Annotated in this window: 19 protein-coding genes and 5 pseudogenes; 16 read left to right on the top strand and 8 right to left on the bottom strand. The window is 52.3% G+C overall.

Features of this window, described 5'->3' with window-relative positions; genetic code table 11:
* Window positions 1-17: 17 nt before the first annotated feature.
* A complete protein-coding gene (locus ACQGXV_RS35635) occupies window positions 18-383 on the top strand; it encodes an IS630 transposase-related protein (RefSeq protein WP_440862584.1) in 366 nt (121 codons plus the stop codon).
* Window positions 307-732, top strand: a pseudogene (locus ACQGXV_RS35630) (transposase); the annotation flags it as partial. The gene ACQGXV_RS35635 and the pseudogene ACQGXV_RS35630, both read left to right, overlap by 77 nt.
* Here ACQGXV_RS35630 and ACQGXV_RS35625 read toward each other — a convergent pair.
* Both ACQGXV_RS35625 and istA (ACQGXV_RS35620) read right to left on the bottom strand, forming a co-directional pair.
* Window positions 684-1427, bottom strand: coding sequence for an ATP-binding protein (locus ACQGXV_RS35625; protein ID WP_440864652.1), 744 nt, complete (start codon window positions 1425-1427; stop codon window positions 684-686). The pseudogene ACQGXV_RS35630 and the gene ACQGXV_RS35625 sit on opposite strands and share 49 nt — an antisense overlap.
* Window positions 1424-2194: pseudogene (gene istA / locus ACQGXV_RS35620) on the bottom strand (IS21 family transposase); the annotation flags it as partial. The pseudogene istA (ACQGXV_RS35620) and the gene ACQGXV_RS35625, both read right to left, overlap by 4 nt.
* Window positions 2195-2246: 52 nt before the next feature.
* Between istA (ACQGXV_RS35620) and ACQGXV_RS35615 the strand changes: the two are divergent.
* The 5 genes from ACQGXV_RS35615 to ACQGXV_RS35595 are packed head-to-tail and all read left to right on the top strand — an operon-like array spanning window position 2247 to window position 4525.
* The gene (locus ACQGXV_RS35615; RefSeq protein ID WP_440863617.1) at window positions 2247-2729 is read left to right on the top strand and encodes a transposase; all 483 of its coding nucleotides are present in this window, start codon (window positions 2247-2249) and stop codon (window positions 2727-2729) included.
* Window positions 2726-3571 carry an IS3 family transposase gene (locus ACQGXV_RS35610; protein WP_440864651.1) on the top strand — a complete coding sequence of 282 codons (846 nt, stop codon included), beginning with the start codon at window positions 2726-2728 and terminating at the stop codon, window positions 3569-3571. The genes ACQGXV_RS35615 and ACQGXV_RS35610 overlap by 4 nt, the downstream gene beginning before the upstream one ends.
* Window positions 3513-3674: a hypothetical protein gene (locus tag ACQGXV_RS35605; protein ID WP_440864650.1), complete on the top strand. Its 162-nt coding sequence runs from the start codon at window positions 3513-3515 to the stop codon at window positions 3672-3674. The genes ACQGXV_RS35610 and ACQGXV_RS35605 overlap by 59 nt, the downstream gene beginning before the upstream one ends.
* Before the next feature lie 28 nt (window positions 3675-3702).
* Window positions 3703-4068, top strand: coding sequence for an IS630 transposase-related protein (locus ACQGXV_RS35600; RefSeq protein ID WP_440862584.1), 366 nt, complete (start codon window positions 3703-3705; stop codon window positions 4066-4068).
* Window positions 3992-4525 carry an IS630 family transposase gene (locus ACQGXV_RS35595; protein WP_440862665.1) on the top strand — a complete coding sequence of 178 codons (534 nt, stop codon included), beginning with the start codon at window positions 3992-3994 and terminating at the stop codon, window positions 4523-4525. The genes ACQGXV_RS35600 and ACQGXV_RS35595 overlap by 77 nt, the downstream gene beginning before the upstream one ends.
* A gap of 24 nt (window positions 4526-4549) precedes the next feature.
* On the opposite strand, the pseudogene istA (ACQGXV_RS35590) reads toward ACQGXV_RS35595, so the two are convergent.
* Window positions 4550-5260, bottom strand: a pseudogene (istA, locus tag ACQGXV_RS35590) (IS21 family transposase); the annotation flags it as partial.
* Window positions 5261-5626: 366 nt separating this feature from the next.
* On the opposite strand from istA (ACQGXV_RS35590), the gene ACQGXV_RS35585 reads away from it, so the two are divergent.
* The 4 genes and pseudogenes from ACQGXV_RS35585 (at window position 5627) to ACQGXV_RS35570 (ending at window position 8800) form a co-directional block, all read left to right on the top strand.
* The gene (locus ACQGXV_RS35585; RefSeq protein WP_440864649.1) at window positions 5627-6172 is read left to right on the top strand and encodes a chorismate mutase; all 546 of its coding nucleotides are present in this window, start codon (window positions 5627-5629) and stop codon (window positions 6170-6172) included.
* 19 nt (window positions 6173-6191) lie between these two features.
* On the top strand, window positions 6192-7382 hold the full coding sequence (locus ACQGXV_RS35580; protein ID WP_440864648.1) for a cytochrome P450: 1191 nt from the start codon (window positions 6192-6194) through the stop codon (window positions 7380-7382).
* Between the two features lie 76 nt (window positions 7383-7458).
* A pseudogene (locus ACQGXV_RS35575) lies at window positions 7459-7611 on the top strand (IS6 family transposase); the annotation flags it as partial.
* A 47-nt stretch (window positions 7612-7658) separates the two neighbouring features.
* A protein-coding gene (locus ACQGXV_RS35570) for an IS3 family transposase (RefSeq protein WP_440864647.1) occupies window positions 7659-8800 on the top strand; the annotation gives its coding sequence in 2 pieces (ribosomal slippage) (window positions 7659-7896 and window positions 7896-8800; 1143 coding nt in all).
* Here ACQGXV_RS35570 and ACQGXV_RS35565 read toward each other — a convergent pair.
* The 3 genes from ACQGXV_RS35565 to metG all read right to left on the bottom strand — a co-directional run bounded on the left by ACQGXV_RS35565 (window position 8786) and on the right by metG (window position 12024).
* On the bottom strand, window positions 8786-9271 hold the full coding sequence (locus ACQGXV_RS35565) for an IS30 family transposase (RefSeq protein ID WP_440864646.1): 486 nt from the start codon (window positions 9269-9271) through the stop codon (window positions 8786-8788). The two genes, ACQGXV_RS35570 and ACQGXV_RS35565, sit on opposite strands and share 15 nt — an antisense overlap.
* Window positions 9234-9854 carry an IS30 family transposase gene (locus tag ACQGXV_RS35560; RefSeq protein WP_440864645.1) on the bottom strand — a complete coding sequence of 207 codons (621 nt, stop codon included), beginning with the start codon at window positions 9852-9854 and terminating at the stop codon, window positions 9234-9236. Before ACQGXV_RS35560 ends, ACQGXV_RS35565 begins: the two co-directional genes overlap by 38 nt.
* Before the next feature lie 142 nt (window positions 9855-9996).
* Window positions 9997-12024: a methionine--tRNA ligase gene (metG, locus tag ACQGXV_RS35555; protein WP_440864644.1), complete on the bottom strand. Its 2028-nt coding sequence runs from the start codon at window positions 12022-12024 to the stop codon at window positions 9997-9999.
* A 226-nt stretch (window positions 12025-12250) separates the two neighbouring features.
* Between metG and apbC the strand changes: the two genes are divergently transcribed.
* Window positions 12251-13360, top strand: coding sequence for an iron-sulfur cluster carrier protein ApbC (apbC, locus tag ACQGXV_RS35550; protein ID WP_440864643.1), 1110 nt, complete (start codon window positions 12251-12253; stop codon window positions 13358-13360).
* A 60-nt stretch (window positions 13361-13420) separates the two neighbouring features.
* Here apbC and ACQGXV_RS35545 read toward each other — a convergent pair whose 3' ends face one another.
* Complete coding sequence (locus tag ACQGXV_RS35545; RefSeq protein WP_440862518.1) at window positions 13421-14395, bottom strand: IS30 family transposase; 975 nt, start codon at window positions 14393-14395, stop codon at window positions 13421-13423.
* Between the two features lie 855 nt (window positions 14396-15250).
* On the opposite strand from ACQGXV_RS35545, the gene udk reads away from it, so the two are divergent.
* Genes udk through asmA form a run of 3 tightly spaced genes read left to right on the top strand, consistent with a single transcriptional unit; the run spans window position 15251 to window position 18406 of the window.
* On the top strand, window positions 15251-15892 hold the full coding sequence (gene udk, locus ACQGXV_RS35540) for a uridine kinase (RefSeq protein WP_196906238.1): 642 nt from the start codon (window positions 15251-15253) through the stop codon (window positions 15890-15892).
* 37 nt (window positions 15893-15929) lie between these two features.
* The gene (dcd, locus tag ACQGXV_RS35535; RefSeq protein WP_222160069.1) at window positions 15930-16511 is read left to right on the top strand and encodes a dCTP deaminase; all 582 of its coding nucleotides are present in this window, start codon (window positions 15930-15932) and stop codon (window positions 16509-16511) included.
* Between the two features lie 44 nt (window positions 16512-16555).
* Window positions 16556-18406, top strand: a complete 1851-nt coding sequence (asmA, locus tag ACQGXV_RS35530) for an outer membrane assembly protein AsmA (RefSeq protein WP_440864642.1) — start codon at window positions 16556-16558, stop codon at window positions 18404-18406.
* 90 nt (window positions 18407-18496) lie between these two features.
* On the opposite strand, the gene ACQGXV_RS35525 is transcribed toward asmA, so the two are convergent.
* Complete coding sequence (locus ACQGXV_RS35525) at window positions 18497-19708, bottom strand: IS256 family transposase (protein WP_440864641.1); 1212 nt, start codon at window positions 19706-19708, stop codon at window positions 18497-18499.
* A 344-nt stretch (window positions 19709-20052) separates the two neighbouring features.
* On the opposite strand from ACQGXV_RS35525, the pseudogene dcuC reads away from it, so the two are divergent.
* A pseudogene (gene dcuC / locus ACQGXV_RS35520) lies at window positions 20053-21279 on the top strand (anaerobic C4-dicarboxylate transporter DcuC); the annotation flags it as partial.
* Between the last annotated feature and the right edge of the window lie 24 nt (window positions 21280-21303).

The raw sequence follows: 21303 nt of genomic DNA, 5'->3' as shown, positions 1-21303 counted from the left end.
TTGATTACATTATTTAAATGAGCTATTCAATTGATTTTAGACGTAAAGTGATATCTACACGGAAAAACGAAGGGTTGAGTATCCGAGAAACAGCGAAGCAATTTCGGATTGGCCCTGCCTCTGTATCGCGTTGGATTAATCAAATAGAGTCAAAAGCATCGACCACGCGTCAGCGAAAGATCGATAAATCCGAGTTGATAAAAGATGTTGAACAATATCCAGATGCTTACCAAAAAGAACGTGCAGAGCGTTTTGGCGTTTGTCAGAAGGCCATTTGGCAAGCGCTTAAAAAGCTGGGATTGACCTATAAAAAAAACTCTACGTCATCCGAAAGCCGACGAAAACGCCCGGCAGGGATTTCAACAAAAAAAACAACAGTATGAAAAAGAAGGTAAACCTATTGTTTTTATTGATGAAAGTGGTTTTTCACACGATGCCCCACGGACTCACGGCTATTCCCCAAAAGGTCAACGGTGTTTTGGCCTGAAGAACTGGGGAGCTAGGGGAAGAACAAATGTTATCGGCGCTTTATTAGGCACAACGCTGTTTGCTATCGGATTATTTGATATCAATATTAACAGCGATGTTTTCTATGCCTGGGTCACACAAGTCCTTATCCCAGTACTCCCTAAAAACAGTGTAATCATGATGGACAATGCCACTTTTCACAAAAAACATAATATTCAACAAGTCATCATCGATGCAGGGTATATGGTGGAGTATTTGCCTACATATTCGCCAGATCTTAACCCAATTGAGCATAAATGGGCACAAGCAAAAAGCAAAAAAAGAGAGATGGGTTGCGATACAGAGAGTTTGTTCTCAGTCCATATGGTGTAATCAAAATTAAGTCGCTTGGCTATAACCTGGAAGAACAGATTGGCTTCCATTTTACCGAAGGGAAGGTAGTCAACCTCATCTATGATCAACAACTTAGGCTTACCCACAACGCGATTAAGATAGCTTTTTAACTCCCCCTGACGATGTGATGCGAGCAGCTGTAGCATCAGATCTGCGGCTGTGACGAACCGAATACTCATTCCGGCCATCGCGGCTCTGTAGCCGAGTGCTGTCGCCAGGTGCGTTTTACCTACCCCGGACGGACCCAGCAAGACCAGGTTCTCCTGACGCTCGATAAACGCCAGCCCGGCCAACTCCTGGATCTGACTGCGAGGTACGCCACTCGCAAAGGCGAAATCAAACTGCTCCAGCGTCTTGATCACCGGTAGGCCTGATAAACGCAAAATAGTCTGCCGGCGCCGTTCGTTCAGCCCATCATGCTGAAGCTGTAAAGCAGCTTCAAGGAAGTCGGCATGAGTGCCGTTGCTGTCGATCGTCGTCTGAGCAACGGCGGGCCACTCAGCCGGTAATCTATCGAGCTTAAGCTGCTCGCAGAGCGCTGCGATACGATCATGCTGGAGGTTCATGCTTCTACCTCCAGTAGCGCCTGATACGTAGCCAACGGGTGCTGGAGACTCTCTGTGGGTATGGGGCGCGAGCAACTCGCCGGTACCGGTGGAGGAAATGCCAGTGTTATCTTCGGCAATGGCAACAACGCAGCCCGCTCACGCGGCATGCGTTGTTCAGGCGGAATACCGGTGGTGCCATGTTTACGGGTGTTGGCAACGGTGATCCACCACTCACCAATGCGTGCATTAGCCGCGGGGACGTCCAGTATCAGCCCAGCCTGGCGAAACGTGGCGGCAAGCGGCACAACAAAGCTGTTCTTGAGGTAATGGTTGAAGCGTTCGACCTTGCCCTTAGTCTTGGCGCGGTAGGGACGGCAAACTTTAGGCGTAAAGGCATACTTCTCAGCCAGTTGCATCAACTGTGGGTTCCAGCGATGCTTGCCGGGCCCGTAGACATCACGCTCAATAATGATGGCCTTGGCGTTGTCGAACAGCAACTGATGCGGAGTTCCGCCAAAGAACTTAAGTGCAGACTCAATGCCGTCACACCAGGCTGCGGACTCCTGGTTGCTGTAGAACTTGACGAAAGTCGCCCGGCTCCAGCCCAGCGTAGCGACGAAGGCCAGCAACGGGTTATGGCCCTGCCTGACGATGGTGAAATCAACCTGCATCTGTACGCCGGGTTCGGTCTCAAAGCGCGTGACCGCCTCAGTAACGGGCTGCTTCATGGGGTGTAGAAATGCGGTAAGCATGCTATAGCCGCCATCATATCCCCCCCATGTCAGGGTAGTTGTCGCCTCTGAGTGAAAAAAATCTAGGGGGCTGGAGAAGCTGTTCATGGGAAGCTATTCGCCAGAACGTAAAGCGGCTGTGATCGCCAGAATGTTGCCGCCGCATAGTCAGTCTATTTACCAGATATCCCGCCTGGAAGGCATTCCCGCCAATACGCTTTATGGCTGGCGGTCTCAGGCTGGAATTCCGACTCAGTCGGCAGCCAGTGAGAGTAAACTCCACCTGGAGTGGTCTCAGGATGCGCGCTTCGCCGTTATCGTTGAAACCGCGCCGCTTTCTGCTCATGCTGTGGCTGAATACTGTCGCCGTAAAGGCCTCTATCCTGAACAGATTCAGCAGTGGAAGGACGAGTTTATGCAGCCAGGTCAGCGTGCAGAAAGAGCCTTAATAAAGAAACAACAAAAAGAAATTCAGCAGCTTAATCGTGAAATAGCCCGCAAGGACAAAGCCCTCGCCGAAGCGGCGGCACTGCTCATTCTGGAAAAAAAGCTCAAGGCGTTCTTCGACGAAGAACGCGAGGTCGAATGACGCGCACAGCCGACAGGTTACGGCTGATGAAGATGCTGGAGGAGGCTGCCACTGCCGGCGTCCGGCAAAGCGATGCCTGCAGGTCTGTAGGTATTAGCGAGCGGACGTTCCAGCGCTGGCGGCTAAGTCCTGACGACCGGCGACCGACGGCATCACGGCCGATGCCGAAAAACAGGCTCAGTGCTGAAGCGGAACAGCAGGTGCTGGCCATCTGCCATGAGCCACGATTCGCCAGTCTGTCGCCGGCGCAAATCGTACCGGCACTAGCCGATGAGGGGCGTTACGTTGCCAGTGAATCGACGTTTTACCGGGTGTTGCGCCGTGCCGGAGAGGTCAGTCATCGCGGGCGTCAGCAGGCCCCGCAAAGTAAGCCGCTGTCGACATGGAAGGCGATCGCGCCGAACCAGGTGTGGTCGTGGGACATCACCTGGCTGAAGTCGCTGACGGCGGGTCACTGGTTCTACCTGTATCTCATAGAAGATGTGTTCAGTCGCAAAATAGTGGGTTATGAGGTGTACCCGGTCGAAAGCGGCGAGTATGCAGCAGAACTGCTGAAGCGAACGGTGCTGAGCGAGCGCTGCTGGCAGGAGCCGCTGGTACTGCATGCGGATAACGGTGCACCGATGAAGTCACAGGTGCTGCAGGTGAAGCTTGCGGAGCTGAAGATAACCCCGTCACACAGTCGGCCGCGGGTAAGCAACGACAACGCCCACGTGGAATCGCTGTTCAGGATGCTGAAATACGTGCCTGCATGGTCTGAAAAAGGCTTTGCAACGCTGGAAGATGCGCGAGCCTGGGTGGAAACCTTCGTCGGCTGGTATAGCCAAGCGACATTATTTTGATATAGCCAACCGACTTAAAAATGATTACATCCTATGCCCTGATATGCGGCAAAGAAGCATAGCTGGCTGTTATCAAAATAATGTCGCTTGGCTATATAGCTAAACGACTTAATTTTGATTACATTATTTAAATGAGCTATTCAATTGATTTTAGACGTAAAGTGATATCTACACGGAAAAACGAAGGGTTGAGTATCCGAGAAACAGCGAAGCAATTTCGGATTGGCCCTGCCTCTGTATCGCGTTGGATTAATCAAATAGAGTCAAAAGCATCGACCACGCGTCAGCGAAAGATCGATAAATCCGAGTTGATAAAAGATGTTGAACAATATCCAGATGCTTACCAAAAAGAACGTGCAGAGCGTTTTGGCGTTTGTCAGAAGGCCATTTGGCAAGCGCTTAAAAAGCTGGGATTGACCTATAAAAAAAACTCTACGTCATCCGAAAGCCGACGAAAACGCCCGGCAGGGATTTCAACAAAAAAAACAACAGTATGAAAAAGAAGGTAAACCTATTGTTTTTATTGATGAAAGTGGTTTTTCACACGATGCCCCACGGACTCACGGCTATTCCCCAAAAGGTCAACGGTGTTTTGGCCTGAAGAACTGGGGAGCTAGGGGAAGAACAAATGTTATCGGCGCTTTATTAGGCACAACGCTGTTTGCTATCGGATTATTTGATATCAATATTAACAGCGATGTTTTCTATGCCTGGGTCACACAAGTCCTTATCCCAGTACTCCCTAAAAACAGTGTAATCATGATGGACAATGCCACTTTTCACAAAAAACATAATATTCAACAAGTCATCATCGATGCAGGGTATATGGTGGAGTATTTGCCTACATATTCGCCAGATCTTAACCCAATTGAGCATAAATGGGCACAAGCAAAAAGCAAAAAAAGAGAGATGGGTTGCGATACAGAGAGTTTGTTCTCAGTCCATATGGTGTAATCAAAATTAAGTCGCTTGGCTATATTTGAGGTAGTCGACCATGCGTTCAACCTTGCCCTTGGTTCGCGCGCGGCGGGGGCGACACGCCCGGGGCTGGAAGTCATAGTGCTGCGCCAGTTGCAGGAAGCCTGCGTTGAACACCACATTGCCGTTGTGATTTTTCAGCACGGCCGCTTTCTGATTATCGACCAGCACGGTTTTCACGCCGCCACCGAAGTAACGGAAGGCCCGCACCAGGGACTCATAGGTGTGCTCCGCATCCTGGCTCGGTGCCGCAAAGACGTGGAGGCGACGCGAGTAACCCAGCGTGTTCACGGCGAAGTTGATTTTGCAGCGTTCACCAGACACCTCCGCCTCGATTTCTCCCCAGTCATGCTGTAACTGGTAACCTGGCTGGGTTTCGAAGCGCACGGTCTTTTTACCCGGCCGCATTTTACGTTTGGGCTGGATGTAAGCCCGAAGCGTGGAGCGTCCGCCGGGATAGCCCATCTTTCTGATTTCATGGAATATCACTTCGGCGTTCCAGACGTTTTCGGTCAGACGCATATCGATGTACTCCATGAAAGGGCGGAGTTTTTCCATTCGCAGCCGGGCCTTACGCGCCGGCGGAGATGGATAACGCAGATACCGTCTGACGGTGCGCTCGGAACAACCGATTTGGGTGGCAATATCGACAATGTAAGCCCCCTGATGGCGCATTTGCTTTATCATGAAAAAGTCCTCTCTGCTCAGCATGTTGATATCCTTTTCGGTGTAGGAACCATCAGGAAACAACATGTTGGGTGGAACGGACAAATCAAATGGTGAATTAGGGACTTATATCACTGGCGCTAACACATAGTCGGCAACATTACAAAAAAACAGCATGTTACCTGAACCCGGCTTAATGCGACAGAGCCCTGACGGATCGCTTCTTGTGCCTTGAAAAAAAGGCGCATCCATTGGGAACTGTGCCTTTTTGGCCAGCGCATTATGTGGGCTTAAAATTTCAGCAAAAATAACGCTTGTTACATGTTTTACATCTTGAAAACAAAATAATCACACAATGTTATCTTCCGTTGTGTAAATTAATATCAGCTTTTCATACGGCGGGGCTGATTCATGATGGACTTTATGGCCATTTTTCTTTCTTCACTGTTTATGTGCAGTACCGTTTTTACTGGTTCAGTGACCTCCGTGTCGCTCGTGGAACTGTCATCCGCACTGAATCAACGCATGCGGTTAATGCCGGAGGTGGCAAGCTATAAAACGCTGCATCATCTGCCCGTTGAAGACCTGCCGCGGGAGAAGGTTGTCATGGACGGTATGACACAAAATGCGGAGGTCGCCGGGCTTGCTTCCCACACCGTCCTCCCTTTTGTCCATGCGCTGATGAACGCCGGTAAGGCAATCCAGTACCGCTGTCTGGCTGACTGGCTGGCCACGCCGCAGGACGGCGCTCCCGTTACGGACCTTGCAGATATCAGACAACAGATACAACAGACTGACAGCCGGATGATGACCGCACTCAGCCAGCGCCTGATGGTCGGCTCCTTTTCCGAAGCTGATATGGCCTGGCTGGTATCGCAGATGACGGCCCCGGGACTCAGCGCAGCGGATAAAAAAAATCTCATTGTAGCCCTGTCACGCATTCAGCGGGCTCGTTAACCAAAAGCGGAGGTAAGGCATGCAGCTTCATGAGTTAATGAACCCGGATTATTCTGATAATCCCTTTCTTCTTTACCGAAAACTCCATGAGCAGGGGCCGCTCATCCGGGGCGGGGATAATGTCATCATCAGCGGCAGTCACGCCGTCGTGGAGGCCCTGCTTAACGACAGACGGGCCGGCAAAAACTATATGGACAGTGTCCGGCTGCGTTTTGGTAACGATGCTGCAAGGATGCCGGTATTCCGGGGAATGAACAGGATGTTTCTCGTTCTGAACCCGCCTGAGCACACCCGACTGAGGGGTTTGGTCATGAAGTCCTTCGGCGCAAAAGAGATTCAGTCCCTAAGGGAGATCGTCCTCAACGTGGCAAACGACCTGGCTGACGCCCTGGCAGGTCGACGCTCATGCGACCTGGCCCGGGAATTTGCGTTTCCCCTTCCTGTACGCATCATCTGTCGCATGCTGAACGTGCCGGAATCTGATGCAGCCGTGCTTGGCCGGTCTGCCTCGGCGCTGGTGAGGGTCTTTGACCCGCAGATAACGCAGGAAGACCTGCTGAAGGCCGGGGAGGCTTTCGCTGCGCTGGAGGAGTACTTCAGCGCGCTCATCGTGTCCCGCCGCGGGAGTCCGGCCAGTGACCTCGTGTCGCTTTTTCTGCGCGGCGAAAATGACGATGACAGGCTGCAGCACGATGAAATCATCGCCAACGTCATTCTACTGTTTATTGCCGGGCATGAGACCACCTCTAACATGCTGTGCAACACGGTGTTGGCACTGCATGAAAACCCCATGGAGCTTGAGCGGCTCAGGCAGGACCACAGCCTGATACCCGCCGCTATAACCGAGTGCATCCGTTATGACAGTTCTGTACAGATGCTCTACCGTACGGCACTCGACGAGATTGAGGTGGCAGACCATGTTATTGCGCGCGGAACCAGCCTGTTTCTCAGCCTGGGGGCGGCCAATCATGACCCGGCGGTGTTTTCCTCACCGGAAATCCTGAATATCCGGCGCAGGGAGGGACGCAGCCTGTCCTTCGGCGGTGGTATACACCACTGTATGGGATACCGACTTGCGCTGGCCGAGCTGGAGGTCGCCCTCGCGGTACTGCTGACGCGTTTGCCGGATATGCGGCCCATGACAGGGGGGATACGGCGCAACAACAGAGCCAACCTGCGTGGCATCAGCGCTATGCCGGTTACATGGTGACATGCATAAAGAAAGGCTCTGTCACATTAAGCCGGGTTCAGGTAACATGCTGTTTTTTTTTGTGATGTTGCCGACTATGTCCTTGAACCGAAAATCTTTCCGACGCCTCCATTATCCCACTGATGTTATCGCCCAGTGTGTCCGCTGGTATCTGGCGTACTCACTCAGCCTGCGCAACCTCGAAGATATGATGGCTGAGCGGGGTATTATTGTTGATCACTCTGTAGTGGTTGAATAATCAGGACACTAAACTTACATCCAAAACGGAGGTGTTTAGTGAACCATAAACGACAATTTACCCCTGAGTTTAAAAAGGAAGCCGTTGCCCTGGTAACAGAGCAGGGCTATACGATAGCCAGGGCAGCAGCATCGCTGGGCATAAGCAACAAAACCCTGCATACATGGGTCTCGCTGGCACGCAAGCAGAGCAACGGCGTACTCAGCGATGATGAATGTGCAGAGTTAAAACGGTTACAAAAGGAAAACAAAGAGTTACGTACAGAGAAGGAGATACTAAAAAAGGCGAGTGCCTTCTTCGCGAAACATATGTCGTGAGAGACCGGTTCATTCTCGACAATGCCACTGACTTCAGCGTTCGTACACTCTGTCGGGTCATGCGTGTGACGGCCTCTGCCTGGTATGCATGGCGAAAAAAGCCCGCCGAACCGCTGCAAAAAGACGTGGAGGTCCGGGTCAGGTTAAAGGCGCTGTTCGCCGCCAGCAGGCAGGGAGCAGGAAGCCGGACGCTGGTCAAAAGGCTTCGTGGAGAAGGCATCATAATCAGCCGCTGGCGGGTGAGGAAACTCATGCAGGAAGAGGGGCTGGTCTGCCGACAGCGCCGGACTTATAAGGTCACGACAAAACCCCGCCCGGGTGCAGAGGTGGCCCCAAACCTGCTGAACCAGAATTTTAACCCGCCGGGGCCAAATCAGGTGTGGGCGAGTGACATCACGTATCTGAAGACCGGTGAAGGCTGGCTGTATCTGGCGGCTATTATGGATTTGTACTCCCGGCAGATAGTGGGCTGGCAGGTGGACAGACGGATGACCTCATCGCTGGTCTGCGGGGCCCTGATGAAGGCATATAACCTGCGAACTCCCCCGCCGGGCCTGGTGGTGCATACGGACAGGGGGGCGCAGTACACGGGACAACGCTTTCAGGCGCTGCTGAGCAGCTACAGGCTGAGGAGCAGTATGGGAGACGTGGGTGCCTGCTGGTATAATGCGATGATGGAGCGCTTCTGGGGCAGTCTGAAACATGAATGGTTGCTGCTGGTACCCCAGCCAACACGGGCTTACATGGAGCAGGATGTGGCGACGTATATCCGCTACTACAACCTAGACAGGCATCGTGCCGCTAACGGGGCCCCATTCCCACTCGAAACGCAACAAAACGGTATAGGCTTATGCCACCAGTAAGTGCGTTAAAAATACCTCATTGGGGGAACGATAGCCCAGCGATTTTCTGCCCCTTGTATTGAGTATGTGTTCGAGTTCGGCAATCTTACGATGACTGACCTGACTGAAGTCTGTTCCCTTTGGGTAAAAACGTCGTATCAGCCCGTTGGTGTGCTCATTCAAGCCCCTCTCCCAGGAATGATAAGGATGGGCAAAGTAGACCTGCGCCCCTGTGATTTGAGTAATTTGCTCGTGCAGAGCGAATTCAGGGCCGTTATCAGCTGTTAGGGTCTTAAACTTGCAAAAGGTATTAGCTTCAATGTCCCTGAAAGCAGCAACCACAGTCTCCGCACGCTTATTAGGCAGTTTGCGAATGATGACGGTTTTCAATGCGTTATCTACGATGGTTAACAAGAATGACTTCTGGTCTTTGCCAAAAATATAGCCAACCGACTTAAAAATGATTACAGCCGATGCCCTGATATGTGGCAAAGAAGCATAGCTGGCTGTTATCAAAATAATGTCGCTTAGCTATAGTGTCAATTTCGAAGTGGCCAGGCTCCTGTTTAAGCTCGGCTTGAGCTGGGCGATACTCAATACCAACACGGTTGGGAATAGGGCCTGATTTGAGGTTTTCGGCATTGTACCTGTAACGTTTTCCCCGATGAGGAAGTTGCTGATATAGCTCCCCGCCAGCCTGTCTCTCCTGCAGGATATAGCGATATAGCGTATTCTTGCTGACAGATATACCGAATTCCAGGTGCAAACGGCCACTGATAATTTCAGGTGAAGAGTGAGTGGAAAGCGCCTGCCTGATGAAGTTCTGAATGTGTGGCTCCAACGGGTAAAAAGCATTGTTTGGCAGAGGCTTATGACGGCGTTCCCGGGCCAGAGTGTCCGCCCTTCTACAGCAGTAGACACCATTGAAAGTAGGGTCGGTATTGCGTCTGAGTTCCCTGCTGATGGTCGAGCGAGGCAGAGCAAGCTCTCTGGCGATGGTAGCTTGGTTGACACCTTCACCACGCCGCTTTTCGATGTAGAACCGTTCTTTCTGAGTCAGATGTTTTCCCTGCATGCAACAGGCTCTCCAGTATGGCCAGAACGGTGATTTTATACGACTCTGGCAAGTGGGTTACTTTGTTGCGTTTCGAGTGGGAATGGGGCTTTTGCGGCAAAAGAAGGGCGATAAAAAAGCCGCCCGGAGGCGGCTTGATGTGTTATTTCACTTGCATTCCCGGTTGTGCGCCGCTATCCGGACTGAGCAGAAAAATCTCCTTGCCGCCAGGACCTGCTGCCATCACCATGCCTTCCGACACGCCAAAGCGCATTTTACGCGGGGCCAGGTTGGCGACTATGATGGTCAAACGCCCTTCCAGCGCTTTCGGATCGGGATACGCCGTGCGGATGCCGGAGAAAATCTGGCGCGTTTCACCGCCGAGATCCAGCGTCAATCGTAGCAGCTTATCAGAGCCCTCCACGAAATCTGCCTGCTTGATCAGAGCAATGCGCATATCCACTTTGGCAAAATCGTCAAAAGAGATGGTGTCCTGAATCGGATCGTCAGCCAGCGGACCTGTCACCACTGTCTTGGCACTCATGTCCTCTTTGGAGGCATCAACCATCGCATTGACCTTGTCGAGATCGATGCGGTTGAACAACGCTTTGAACGCTTTCACCTCGTGACCCAGCAGCGGTTGTGCTACCGCATCCCACGCCAATGTCGTGTTGAGGAATGCTTCGGCACGCTCGGCCAGTGATGGCAATACCGGTTTCAGGTAGGTCATCAGCACGCGGAACAGGTTGATGCCCATCGAGCAAATCGCCTGCAAATCCGCATCGCGGCCTTCTTCTTTTGCCACCACCCACGGGGCTTGTTCGTCCACATAGCGGTTAGCGATATCGGCTAGCGCCATGATCTCGCGGATGGCTTTGCCGGATTCCCGGTTGGAATAGGCTTCGGCAATGCTGTCAGCCGTATTGGTGAAGGTGGCATAAAGCTCGGCATCAGCCAGCGTTTCCGCCAGTTTCCCGCCAAAACGCTTATTGATGAAACCGGCGTTACGCGACGCGAGGTTAACCACTTTGTTAACGATATTGGCATTAACGCGCTGTACGAAATCTTCCAGATTGAGGTCGATATCGTCAATGCGTGACGACAGCTTGGCGGCGTAGTAATAACGCAGGCAATCAGCATCCAGATGTTGCAGATAGGTCTCGGCCTTGATAAAGGTGCCGCGCGATTTGGACATCTTGGCGCCGTTTACCGTCACGTAGCCGTGCACAAACAGGTTGGTCGGCTTACGGAAGCCGCTGCCTTCCAACATGGCGGGCCAAAACAGGCTGTGGAAATAGACGATGTCTTTACCGATGAAATGGTATAGTTCAGAGCTGCTCTCTTTACGCCAGAATTCATCAAAATCGATATCGCCGCGTTTGTCGCACAGGTTTTTAAATGACCCCATGTAACCGATCGGCGCATCCAGCCAGACGTAGAAGTATTTGCCCGGCGCATCCGGCACTTCAAAACCGAAGTAGGGCGCGTCGCGGGTGATATCCCACTGTTGCAGGCCGGCATAAAACCACTCTTGCATCTTGTTGGCGACCTGCTCCTGCAATGCGCCAGAACGCGTCCAGGCTTGCAACATTTCGCTGAATGCGGGCAAATCAAAGAAGAAATGCTCTGACTCGCGCATCACCGGCGTAGCGTCGGAAACCGCTGATTTCGGATCGATCAGTTCCGTTGGGCTATAGGTCGCACCGCACACTTCGCAGTTATCGCCATACTGATCGGCCGCTTTACATTTCGGGCAGGTGCCTTTGACAAAACGGTCCGGCAGGAACATACCTTTTTCCGGATCGTAGAGCTGCGAAATGGTGCGGTTCTTAATAAAACCGTTCTCTTTCAAACGACCATAGATAAGACCGGACAGCTCCCGGTTCTCTTCACTGTGGGTGGAGTGATAATTGTCGTAGCTAATCTGAAAGCCAGCGAAATCCCGCTGATGTTCCTGACTCACGTCCGCAATCATCTGCTCCGGTGCCACACCCATCTGCTGTGCTTTCAACATGATTGGTGTACCGTGGGCGTCATCCGCACAGATAAAGTGAACCTGGTGGCCGCGCATTCGCTGATAACGGACCCAGATATCAGCCTGGATATGCTCCAGCATGTGGCCGAGGTGGATTGATCCGTTAGCATAAGGCAACGCGCAGGTTACCAATATTTTCTTAGCGACTTGAGTCATAGTGGGGAACTTACTTTCTTTCATGATGATGAGAACGAATCCCGATGTTAACCGATAGGTCCTTATGGCGTAAACCGCTGCAAGCGGAAAATACTGCCAAACGCCGGCAATACAGCGTTCACGCGACTCGGGTCGATTTTTTCACTGAGGTCAACGATCGGAACGGGGCATTCTGTTATGCTATGGCCGTTTTTCCACAAAATAATGAGATCGATAAGGAGCCGGGATGAACGCAACAATCCCTGAGCAAACCCCCGATACGCTGAAGGCACTGGTGACCGGTGTCCTCTCCACGTTTAAGCACCCGACGCTGAAAAATAACCTGACGACCCTCAATGCCCTGCATCATTGTGCCTTGCTGGATGAGGTGCTGCGCATCGAACTGGTGATGCCGTTTGCCTGGTTGAGTGGGTTGGACGTATTAAAAGAGACCGTCAGCCCCGATTTGATGCGTTTAACCGGTGCCAAGGATGTGGAATGGCGCCTGACGCACAGTATTGCCACGCTGCGCCGCGTAAACAACCAGGCAGGTGTCAAAGGTGTTAAAAACATTATTGCCGTTAGCTCTGGCAAGGGCGGCGTAGGGAAATCCAGCACCGCGGTGAACATGGCGCTGGCGTTGGCCGCAGAGGGCGCGTCGGTGGGTATTCTCGATGCCGACATCTATGGTCCGTCCATTCCGATCATGCTGGGCACCGCCAGCGAGCGCCCGACCTCGCCGGATGGTCAACATATGGCGCCCATCATGGCTTACGGCCTGGCAACCAACTCTATCGGTTATCTGGTGACGGATGATAATGCGATGGTGTGGCGCGGCCCGATGGCGAGTAAAGCGCTGTTGCAACTGCTGCAAGATACGCTATGGCCGGATCTCGATTATCTGGTATTGGATATGCCGCCGGGCACCGGGGATATTCAGTTGACGCTGGCGCAAAACGTGCCAGTGACGTGCGCAGTAGTGGTGACGACACCGCAGGACATTGCGTTGGTGGATGCCATGAAGGGTATCACCATGTTTGAGAAAGTCAGCGTGCCGGTGCTGGGTATCGTCGAGAACATGAGCGTGCATATTTGCAGCCACTGTGGTCATCTGGAGCCTATTTTTGGCACCGGCGGCGCGCAGAAACTGGCGGAGAAATACAACTGTGCCCTGCTGGGGCAACTGCCGCTGCATATCTTGCTACGTGAAGATCTCGATCGCGGTGAACCCACCGTTGCCAGCAAACCGGACAGCGAGTTCACCTCACTGTATCGTGAACTGGCTGGGCAAGTGGCTGCACAGCTTTACTGGCAGGGTGAAGTCATTCCGACCGAGATTTCGTTCCGCGCAGTGTGATCGATTTTATGCAGGGTCAATGGCCCATTCCCAGTCGAAACGCAACAAAACGGTAGGGCATTATGCCGCCTGTAAGTGCGTTAAAAATACCTCATTTGGAGAACGATAACCCAGCGATTTTCGGCCTCGCGTATTGAGCAGGTGTTCGAGTGCTGCAACCTTGCGATGGGTGACATAATTGAAGTCCGTTCCCTTCGGGTAAAAACGCCGTATCAGCCCGTTGGTATGCTCATTCAACCCGCGTTCCCAGGAATGATATGGCCGGGCAAAGTAGACCGGTGCCCCCGTGACTTTTGTAATTTCCCCGTGCTGGGAAAATTCAGAACCGTTGTCAGCAGTCAGGGTTTTAAACTCGCAGAAGGTATTGGCAACGATGTCCCTGAAGGCCGCTACCACTGTCTCTGCTCGCTTGTTGGGCAGTTTGCGAATGATGACCAGCTTGACGGCTTTATCGACCACCGTCAGCAGGAATGATTTCTGATCTTTGCCAAAGATGGTGTCAATCTCGAAATGCCCGGGTTCCTGCTTGAGGTCAGCAACGGCCGGCCGCTGCTCAATGCCAACACGGTTGGGAATAGGACCGCGTTTGTTCTCATCGGTCTGATAGTTATACCGTTTACCCCGATGAGGGAGCTGCTGATACAGCTCACCGCCGGCCCGGCGCTCCTGCTGGATATAGCGATAGAGCGAGTTCTTGCTGACGGACAGGCCAAATTCCAGGACCAGGCGCCCACTGATGACCTCAGGTGAGGTGTGGGTAGACAGCGCCGTTCTGATAACGTCCTGAATGTGCGGTTCAAGCTGGTTAATCACGCTGTCCGGCCGTGTTTTCTGCCGCCGCCCTCTGGCCAACGTTTCGGCCCTTCTGCAGGAATAGACCCCGTTGAAAGCGGCGTCGGTATTGCGTCTGAGTTCCCTGCTGATGGTAGAACGAGGAAGCTCCAGTTCCCGGGCGATGGTGGCCTGGTTAACCCCATCACCACGCCGCTTTTCGATGTAGAACCGTTCTTTGTGAGTCAGATGTTTTCCCTGCATGCAACGGGATCTCCAGTAGGGCCAGAACGGTGATTTTATCCGACTCTGGCCAGTGTGTCACTTTGTTGCGTTTCGAGTGGGAATGGGGCAATAGGGTTCCCGCACTGGCGGGAACTGCCTGCTATAAACCCGCATGTCCGCCTGGCGGATTCTCGCGTTGATAAATCACTCGCCCATTATCAGCGTTCCCGGCGTTATGACGGGACACCTACCGTTCATTTAAACCAAACGCCAATCAAAACGCGCTGTGGGTATCTCAGGTGCGACACCTGTGATAATTTTGGTCCGATGAACCTACTGATGTTGAGGGATAGCGCGATGACGACAATCTTAAGATGGCTTATTTTCACACTGCCCGTTGTCACTCTCCTAGCATGCGCGCCTTATAATTATGAGGCGCAACAGAATAAAAGACCCGGTATGCATGCCAATGGACCACTCTATTCGATGGGGCACGATGGGGTATTCAGAAGGGACCGGCGTATGGAACGTGTCCGTGCTCGCGGATGTGTAGATAACAGCACGGATTGTGGCAGACCGTTTGGCTGGTAACGCGGCGGGAGCGTCAGTATTACTGATCTTTCGGCGGTGAAAGCGTGCCGCTTCACTGTTGAACTCGCTCGGTGAGCGGGAAATGCGCCACATAAAGCCTCGCTTCAACCTGTTTTCACGTTTGTAATCTTTCGTTGTGCCGAGACAACGTGTGCACGCTCACCAATTCCCTTGCAAACCAGAAATGACCATGAGTAGGGCTGGCGCTGCCTGCCTTAACTCCCTATAATTCGCTCGTTACTGTTTGTTTACCCGTTACTATGCCATTCGGCATTTCCCTCATTTATCAGGTCATTTATTGTCATGGCTGCGACGTCTCACCAGTGTGTCATCATCGGAATTGCAGGAGCATCCGCTTCTGGTAAAAGTCTTATTTCCAGTACGCTGTATCGCGAGTTGCGCGATCAGGTGGGGGATGAGCATATCGGGGTCATCCCGGAAGACAGTTATTATAAAGATCAAAGCCATCTGAGCATGGAAGAACGGGTGAAAACCAACTACGACCACCCCAATGCCATGGACCATGACCTGCTGTTAACGCATCTTAAAATGCTCAAGGCCGGACAAGCGATTGAGTTGCCACAGTACAGTTACGTTGAGCATACCCGTAAGCAAGAGACAGTACGCTTGCTGCCAAAGAAAGTGATCATTTTGGAAGGTATCTTGTTACTGACGGAAGTCCGCCTGCGCGCTGAGCTGAATTTTTCCATTTTTGTCGATACCCCGCTGGATATCTGCCTGCTGCGTCGTATGCGCCGTGATGTGAACGAACGTGGTCGCTCTATGGATTCGGTCATGGAGCAGTATCAAAAAACAGTACGCCCGATGTTTTTGCAATTTATTGAACCGTCCAAGCAATACGCAGATATTATTGTGCCACGTGGCGGTAAAAACCGTATTGCTATTGATATTCTGAAAGCCAAAATTAGTCAGTTTTTTGAATAATTCACCGATGACGGCGTAACCGAGAAAAGGGAACAACATGAGACTGTGCGATCGCGACATAGAAAGCTGGCTAGACGATGGACGCCTGGTTATCACCCCCCGTCCTCCCGTTGAACGAATTAACGGCGCAACGCTGGATGTGCGGCTGGGCAATCAGTTTCGCGTTTTCAGCGGACACACAGCCGCATTTATCGATTTAAGCGGTCCGAAAGATGAAGTCAGTGCGGCGCTCGATCGCGTGATGAGTGATGAAATCAACTTGCCGGAAGGAGAAGCGTTTTTCCTGCATCCCGGTGAACTGGCGCTGGCGGTGACGTTGGAGTCGGTAACATTGCCGGACAATCTGGTGGGCTGGCTCGACGGGCGCTCATCGTTGGCGCGCCTGGGATTAATGGTTCACGTAACTGCACATCGCATCGATCCCGGCTGGCAGGGTAGAATTGTGCTGGAGTTCTATAATTCAGGTAAGCTACCGTTGGCATTACGTCCTGGCATGATTATCGGTGCATTGAGTTTTGAACCGCTCTCTGGCCCGGCCGCGCGCCCCTACAACCGTCGTGAAGATGCGAAATACAAAGATCAGCAGGGCGCTGTGGCGAGCCGAATCGATAAGGATTGATCGCCAGTGCATAATGCTGTTGCACTGATTGTTGGGAGGATGGCATGAAAAGAGTGTTGACGACGCTGGCGATTTTACTTGTGGTGCTGGCTGTCGGTATGACGGCGCTGGTCATGCTGGTGAACCCCAACGATTTCCGCGCTTATATGGTAAGCCAGGTCGATGCCCGCAGCGGATACCGTTTGCAGTTAGAAGGGGATTTGCGCTGGCACGTTTGGCCGCAACTCAGCATTCTCTCCGGCGGTATGTCGCTAACGGCACCGGGAGCGGCGGCACCGATTGTCAGTGCAGAAAACATGCGCCTCGATGTTAAACTCTGGCCGCTATTGTCACATCGTCTGGAAGTGAAACAGGTGATGCTCAAAGGGGCGGTGGTGCGCTTAACGCCTGAAAGCGAAGCGCATCGTTCCAGCACCGCACCTATTGCGCCGGCGGGGTCGTCAACGCCGGAAGAGACGCGTAATTGGCGACTTGCCGTCAATCAGTTAAAAATCGTGGATAGCTTGTTGATTTTGCAACGTGGTGACGACGAACAACTCAACGTGCGCGATATCAACCTCACGCTGGAAGAGAGCCGCGATCGCCAACTGGCGCTGGAATTGACCAGCCGCATTAATCGCGATCAGCGCGATCTTGCCGTATCACTTCAGGCGAGTCTCTATATGCAGCACTATCCGCAGCAAATCGACGCCAGCATCGAACAATTTCAATACCAACTTCAGGGCGCAGGAATTCCCGCTGGCGGTATCAGCGGCAGTGGTAGCCTTCAAGCCAGTTATCAACAAGCTGCGGGTGCGACTCAGCCAGAAAAAGTCACGGTAAGTCAGTTCACGCTGGCGATGAGTGATAGTCAACTGAGCGGGAATGCGACAGCAACCTTGGGCGATCACCCGGAATATACGCTGGACATTAACGCGGCTCGACTAAACCTCGATGCGCTGCTGGGAAGTGCGCCAACGCCACAAACGCAAAACGCTACGCCCACTGTGATCAAGACGGTGACGCCGGTGGTCTCGACGGAACGCGGGCTGAGTGAGGGAGATGCCTTATGGCAATCGTTCAGCGCGCAGCTGGCATTGCAAGTGGACACGTTTATCTACCGTGGCCTGACCTTCAGCAAACTTAACCTCAATGCGGTCAATCAGGCTGGCGTGCTGACCCTTTCCTCGTTGCAGAGTGAGCTTAACGGCGCGCATATTGCACTGACCGGAAAAATGGATGCGAAGGCAACACCGAAAATCACCTTGCAACCTACTATTGAAGGGGTGAGCGTTGAGCCGCTGACAGTAGCATTCGCGTTGCCGCAAACGGTGAGTGGGAAACTGTCGTTAAAGGGGCAGTTTAGTGGTGATACCTTCTCGCTGGATGCGTTGATGCGTCAGTGGCGGGGCAACGCGGCGTTGAGCGTGGACAACCTGCGTTTTCAGGGGGTGAATATCCAGCAGATGATTCAGTTGGCGGTGGTGCGTAACAACAGCAATGTGCAGGCGTTAGAGCGCTACGATCGCTATACCGACATTACACGGTTGACTGGCAATGCCGATCTTAATGCGGGCAAACTGCGGGTAAGTGATATCACTGGTCAATCCGCCCTGCTGTCGCTCACTGGCACCAGCCAGTTTGATCTCCCGGCTCAACAATGTGACATGAATTTTAACGTGCGCATTACCGACGGCTGGCGCGGCAACGAGCAGTTGGTGGACATTTTAAAATCTACCAGCGTACCGCTGCGTATTTACGGCCCGATCAATAACCTGAGCTATCAACTGCAAGTCGATCAGTTGCTGCGTAAACGCCTTCAGGATGAGATGAAAAAGCGGCTCAATGAATGGGCAGATAAAAACCAGCAGAGCCAGACCAGTAAAGGGCTAAAACAGCTTCTCGACAAGCTTTGATTCGCCTATGGCGCGATCTTGCGGTCGAGGACGATAAATCGGGGGGACTTATCGAGTCTGTAAAGCATTTCGTGTAAATGGCTCCATCGCTTAACCGGAAATCCGATCTCCATACATCAACATGAATTGGCTCATAGCCGGTTTCCAGTCTCTGATTGGTAGGGTCCATTTAGCCGAGATAGTATGCAAGGCTAGATAGAATAATTTTAGCACCGAGTCATCCGTTGGAAATATTCGTCGCGTTTTCGTTATCTTGCGCAATGAAGCATTTAACGACTCTATCGCGTTGGTGGTGTAGATAACCTTGCGGATCTCCGGCGGAAAATCAAAAATGACGATGAGACGTTCCCAATTATTTCTCCACGATGGGCTGATCGTCGGGAACTGTTCATCCCATTTGGCCGCGAAGGCATCCAGGGCCTCTTCAGCGCCCTCTAGCGTTGCGGAACTATAGATAGTGCGGAGGTCAGCAGCAACGGCTTTACGCTCTTTCCAGCCGACGTAGCGCAGCGAGTTCCGCACCTGATGCACGATGCAGAGCTGTACCCGCGTATGCGGGTAAACAGCTTCAATGGCATCAGGAAAGCCCTTCAGGCCATCGCAGCAGGCGATGAAGATGTCCTGTAGCCCACGATTTTTCAGTTCTGTCATTACAGATAACCAGAACTTGGCCCCCTCGGTTTTGGCTATCCATAGCCCCAGCAGCTCTTTTTCGCCCTGGCCGTTGATGCCTAGAGCCAAGTAAACAGACTTGTTGGTCACGGCTCCGCCGTCCTGGCTTTTGACCACAATACAGTCAAGGTAAACAATGGGATAAAACGCATCCAGCGGCCGTTGCTGCCAGCGCTTAACGTCATCCATCACGGCATTGGTCACTTGAGAAATGAAGCCAGCGGAAACATCGACCCCGTAGACTTCTTTAAAGTGAGCCTGAATATCACGGGTTGATAGCCCTCTGGAATAGAGAGAAATAATGCGGTCATCGAAGCCGTTAAGCTGCTTTTCGTGCTTACCGATCAGTGTCGGCTCGAAGGTACTGTTGCGGTCGCGCGGAATATCGAGCTCGAGCGCCCCATTTTGGCTACGTACGCTCTTGGATGTCTTGCCATTGCGGGAGTTGCCTGAATTATTACCAGCCGGGTCATGCTTAGCATACCCAAGGTGTATCTCCATCTCAGCTTCAAGAACCCGTTCCGCCAGTCTTTTAGTCAGCTCCTTGAGTAGGCCTGATTCACCCAGAAGCTCCTGAGGGGAGTGGCAATCCTGAAGCAGTTGGTCAATAAGTTCGTTGCTGATAGGCATTTTTTGTCCTCTGAAGGTTTTCCTCAAAATGCCATTTACACAGATCTTTTTACACTCTCTCCTGTGGGGTTGCCACGTTAACAACGCGCGTTCCTGTTTTTTTTCTTTCAATACACCAATAGTCAGTTTATTAACCTTATCTCCTTTGCGGAAATAAACTTTACTTCTTTGATCTTTGCCATTTGTAGTTTTTCTACAAATCAGTAAACTTCCCTGCTTTTATCACGTTTTCTTATACCAGAGCGCTATTTGATGTCTGCCCGTCAGGCATTTGTTTACGTTCACTTTTGACAGAGAAACATCATGATCGAACTCCTTATAGGTGTGGTTGTGACGGTGCTGATGGGCAGCAGCAACAACCCGCCAGTGCGAAATCCACGGGGTGGGGCTTAACGGATATTGTTGAATACGTCAAAATTCTGCTGATGAGTCGCGGCGGCGATCTCGGCATGATGATCATGGTACTGTGCGGTTTTGCTGCCTACATGACGCATATTGATGCCAATGACGTTGTGGTAAAACTGGTTTCACGCCCGCTGAAAGTGATCAACTCCCCTTATTTGCTGATGATTGCCGCCTATTTCGTTGCCTGCCTGATGCCATTGGCTGTGTCATCTGCCACCGGATTGGGAGTATTGCTGATGGCAACGCTGTTCCCGGTCATGGTGAATGTCGGCATCAGTCGCGGCGCGGCGGCGGCGATCTGCGCCTCGCCAGCGGCATTGATCCTGTCGCCAACTTCTGGCGACGTGGTGCTGGCGGCACAGGCTTCGCAAATGAAGCTGGTGAATTTTGCCTTTAAGGTGACACTACCCATTTCTATCGCCGCCATTGTGTCTATGGCGATTGCCCACTTCTTCTGGCAGCGCTATATCGACCGAAAAGAGAACATCAGCCATGAAATGGTCGAAGCGAAAGACATTGAAACCAATGCGCCGCGCCTGTACGCCATTTTGCCGTTCACGCCGATCATCGGTGTGCTGATTTTTGATGGAAAGTGGGGACCGGAACTGCACATTATCACCATTCTGGTGATCTGCATGCTGCTGGCAGCGGTGTGTGAATTCCTGCGATTCTTGAACGCCAAAACCATTTACGCCGGGCTGGATGTCGCATACAAGGGCATGGCTGAAGCTTTCTCCAGCGTAGTGGTGTTGCTGGTTGCTGCAGGTGTATTTGCACAGGGGTTAAGCACCATCGGCTTTATCAGCGTGTTGATTGGGTTGGTGCAATTCTTTGGCAGCGGCGCTCTGCTTATCATGCTGGTGCTGGTCGTGATCACCATGCTGGCGGCAATGACCACTGGGTCGGGCAACGCGCCGTTCTATGCGTTTGTCGAACTGATCCCCAAGCTGGCTTCACAGATGGGCATCAACCCAGCCTACCTGGCGATCCCGATGCTGCAAGCCTCTAACCTTGGCAGAACCATTTCTCCGGTGTCAGGCGAGGTAGTTGCGGTGGCTGGGATGGCGAAGGTCTAGCCGTTTGAAGTGGTAAAACGCACATCTGTGCCGGTGTTGGTCGGGCTGATTGTGGTGGTAGTTGCTACGGAAATTTTGATTCCGGCGTAAGGAAAATAAGCATCCCTCACTGTT

The organism is Symbiopectobacterium purcellii, from assembly GCF_052050035.1.
Lineage (GTDB): Bacteria > Pseudomonadota > Gammaproteobacteria > Enterobacterales > Enterobacteriaceae > Symbiopectobacterium > Symbiopectobacterium purcellii_A.
This window is presented reverse-complemented; position numbering and strand designations above follow the sequence as displayed.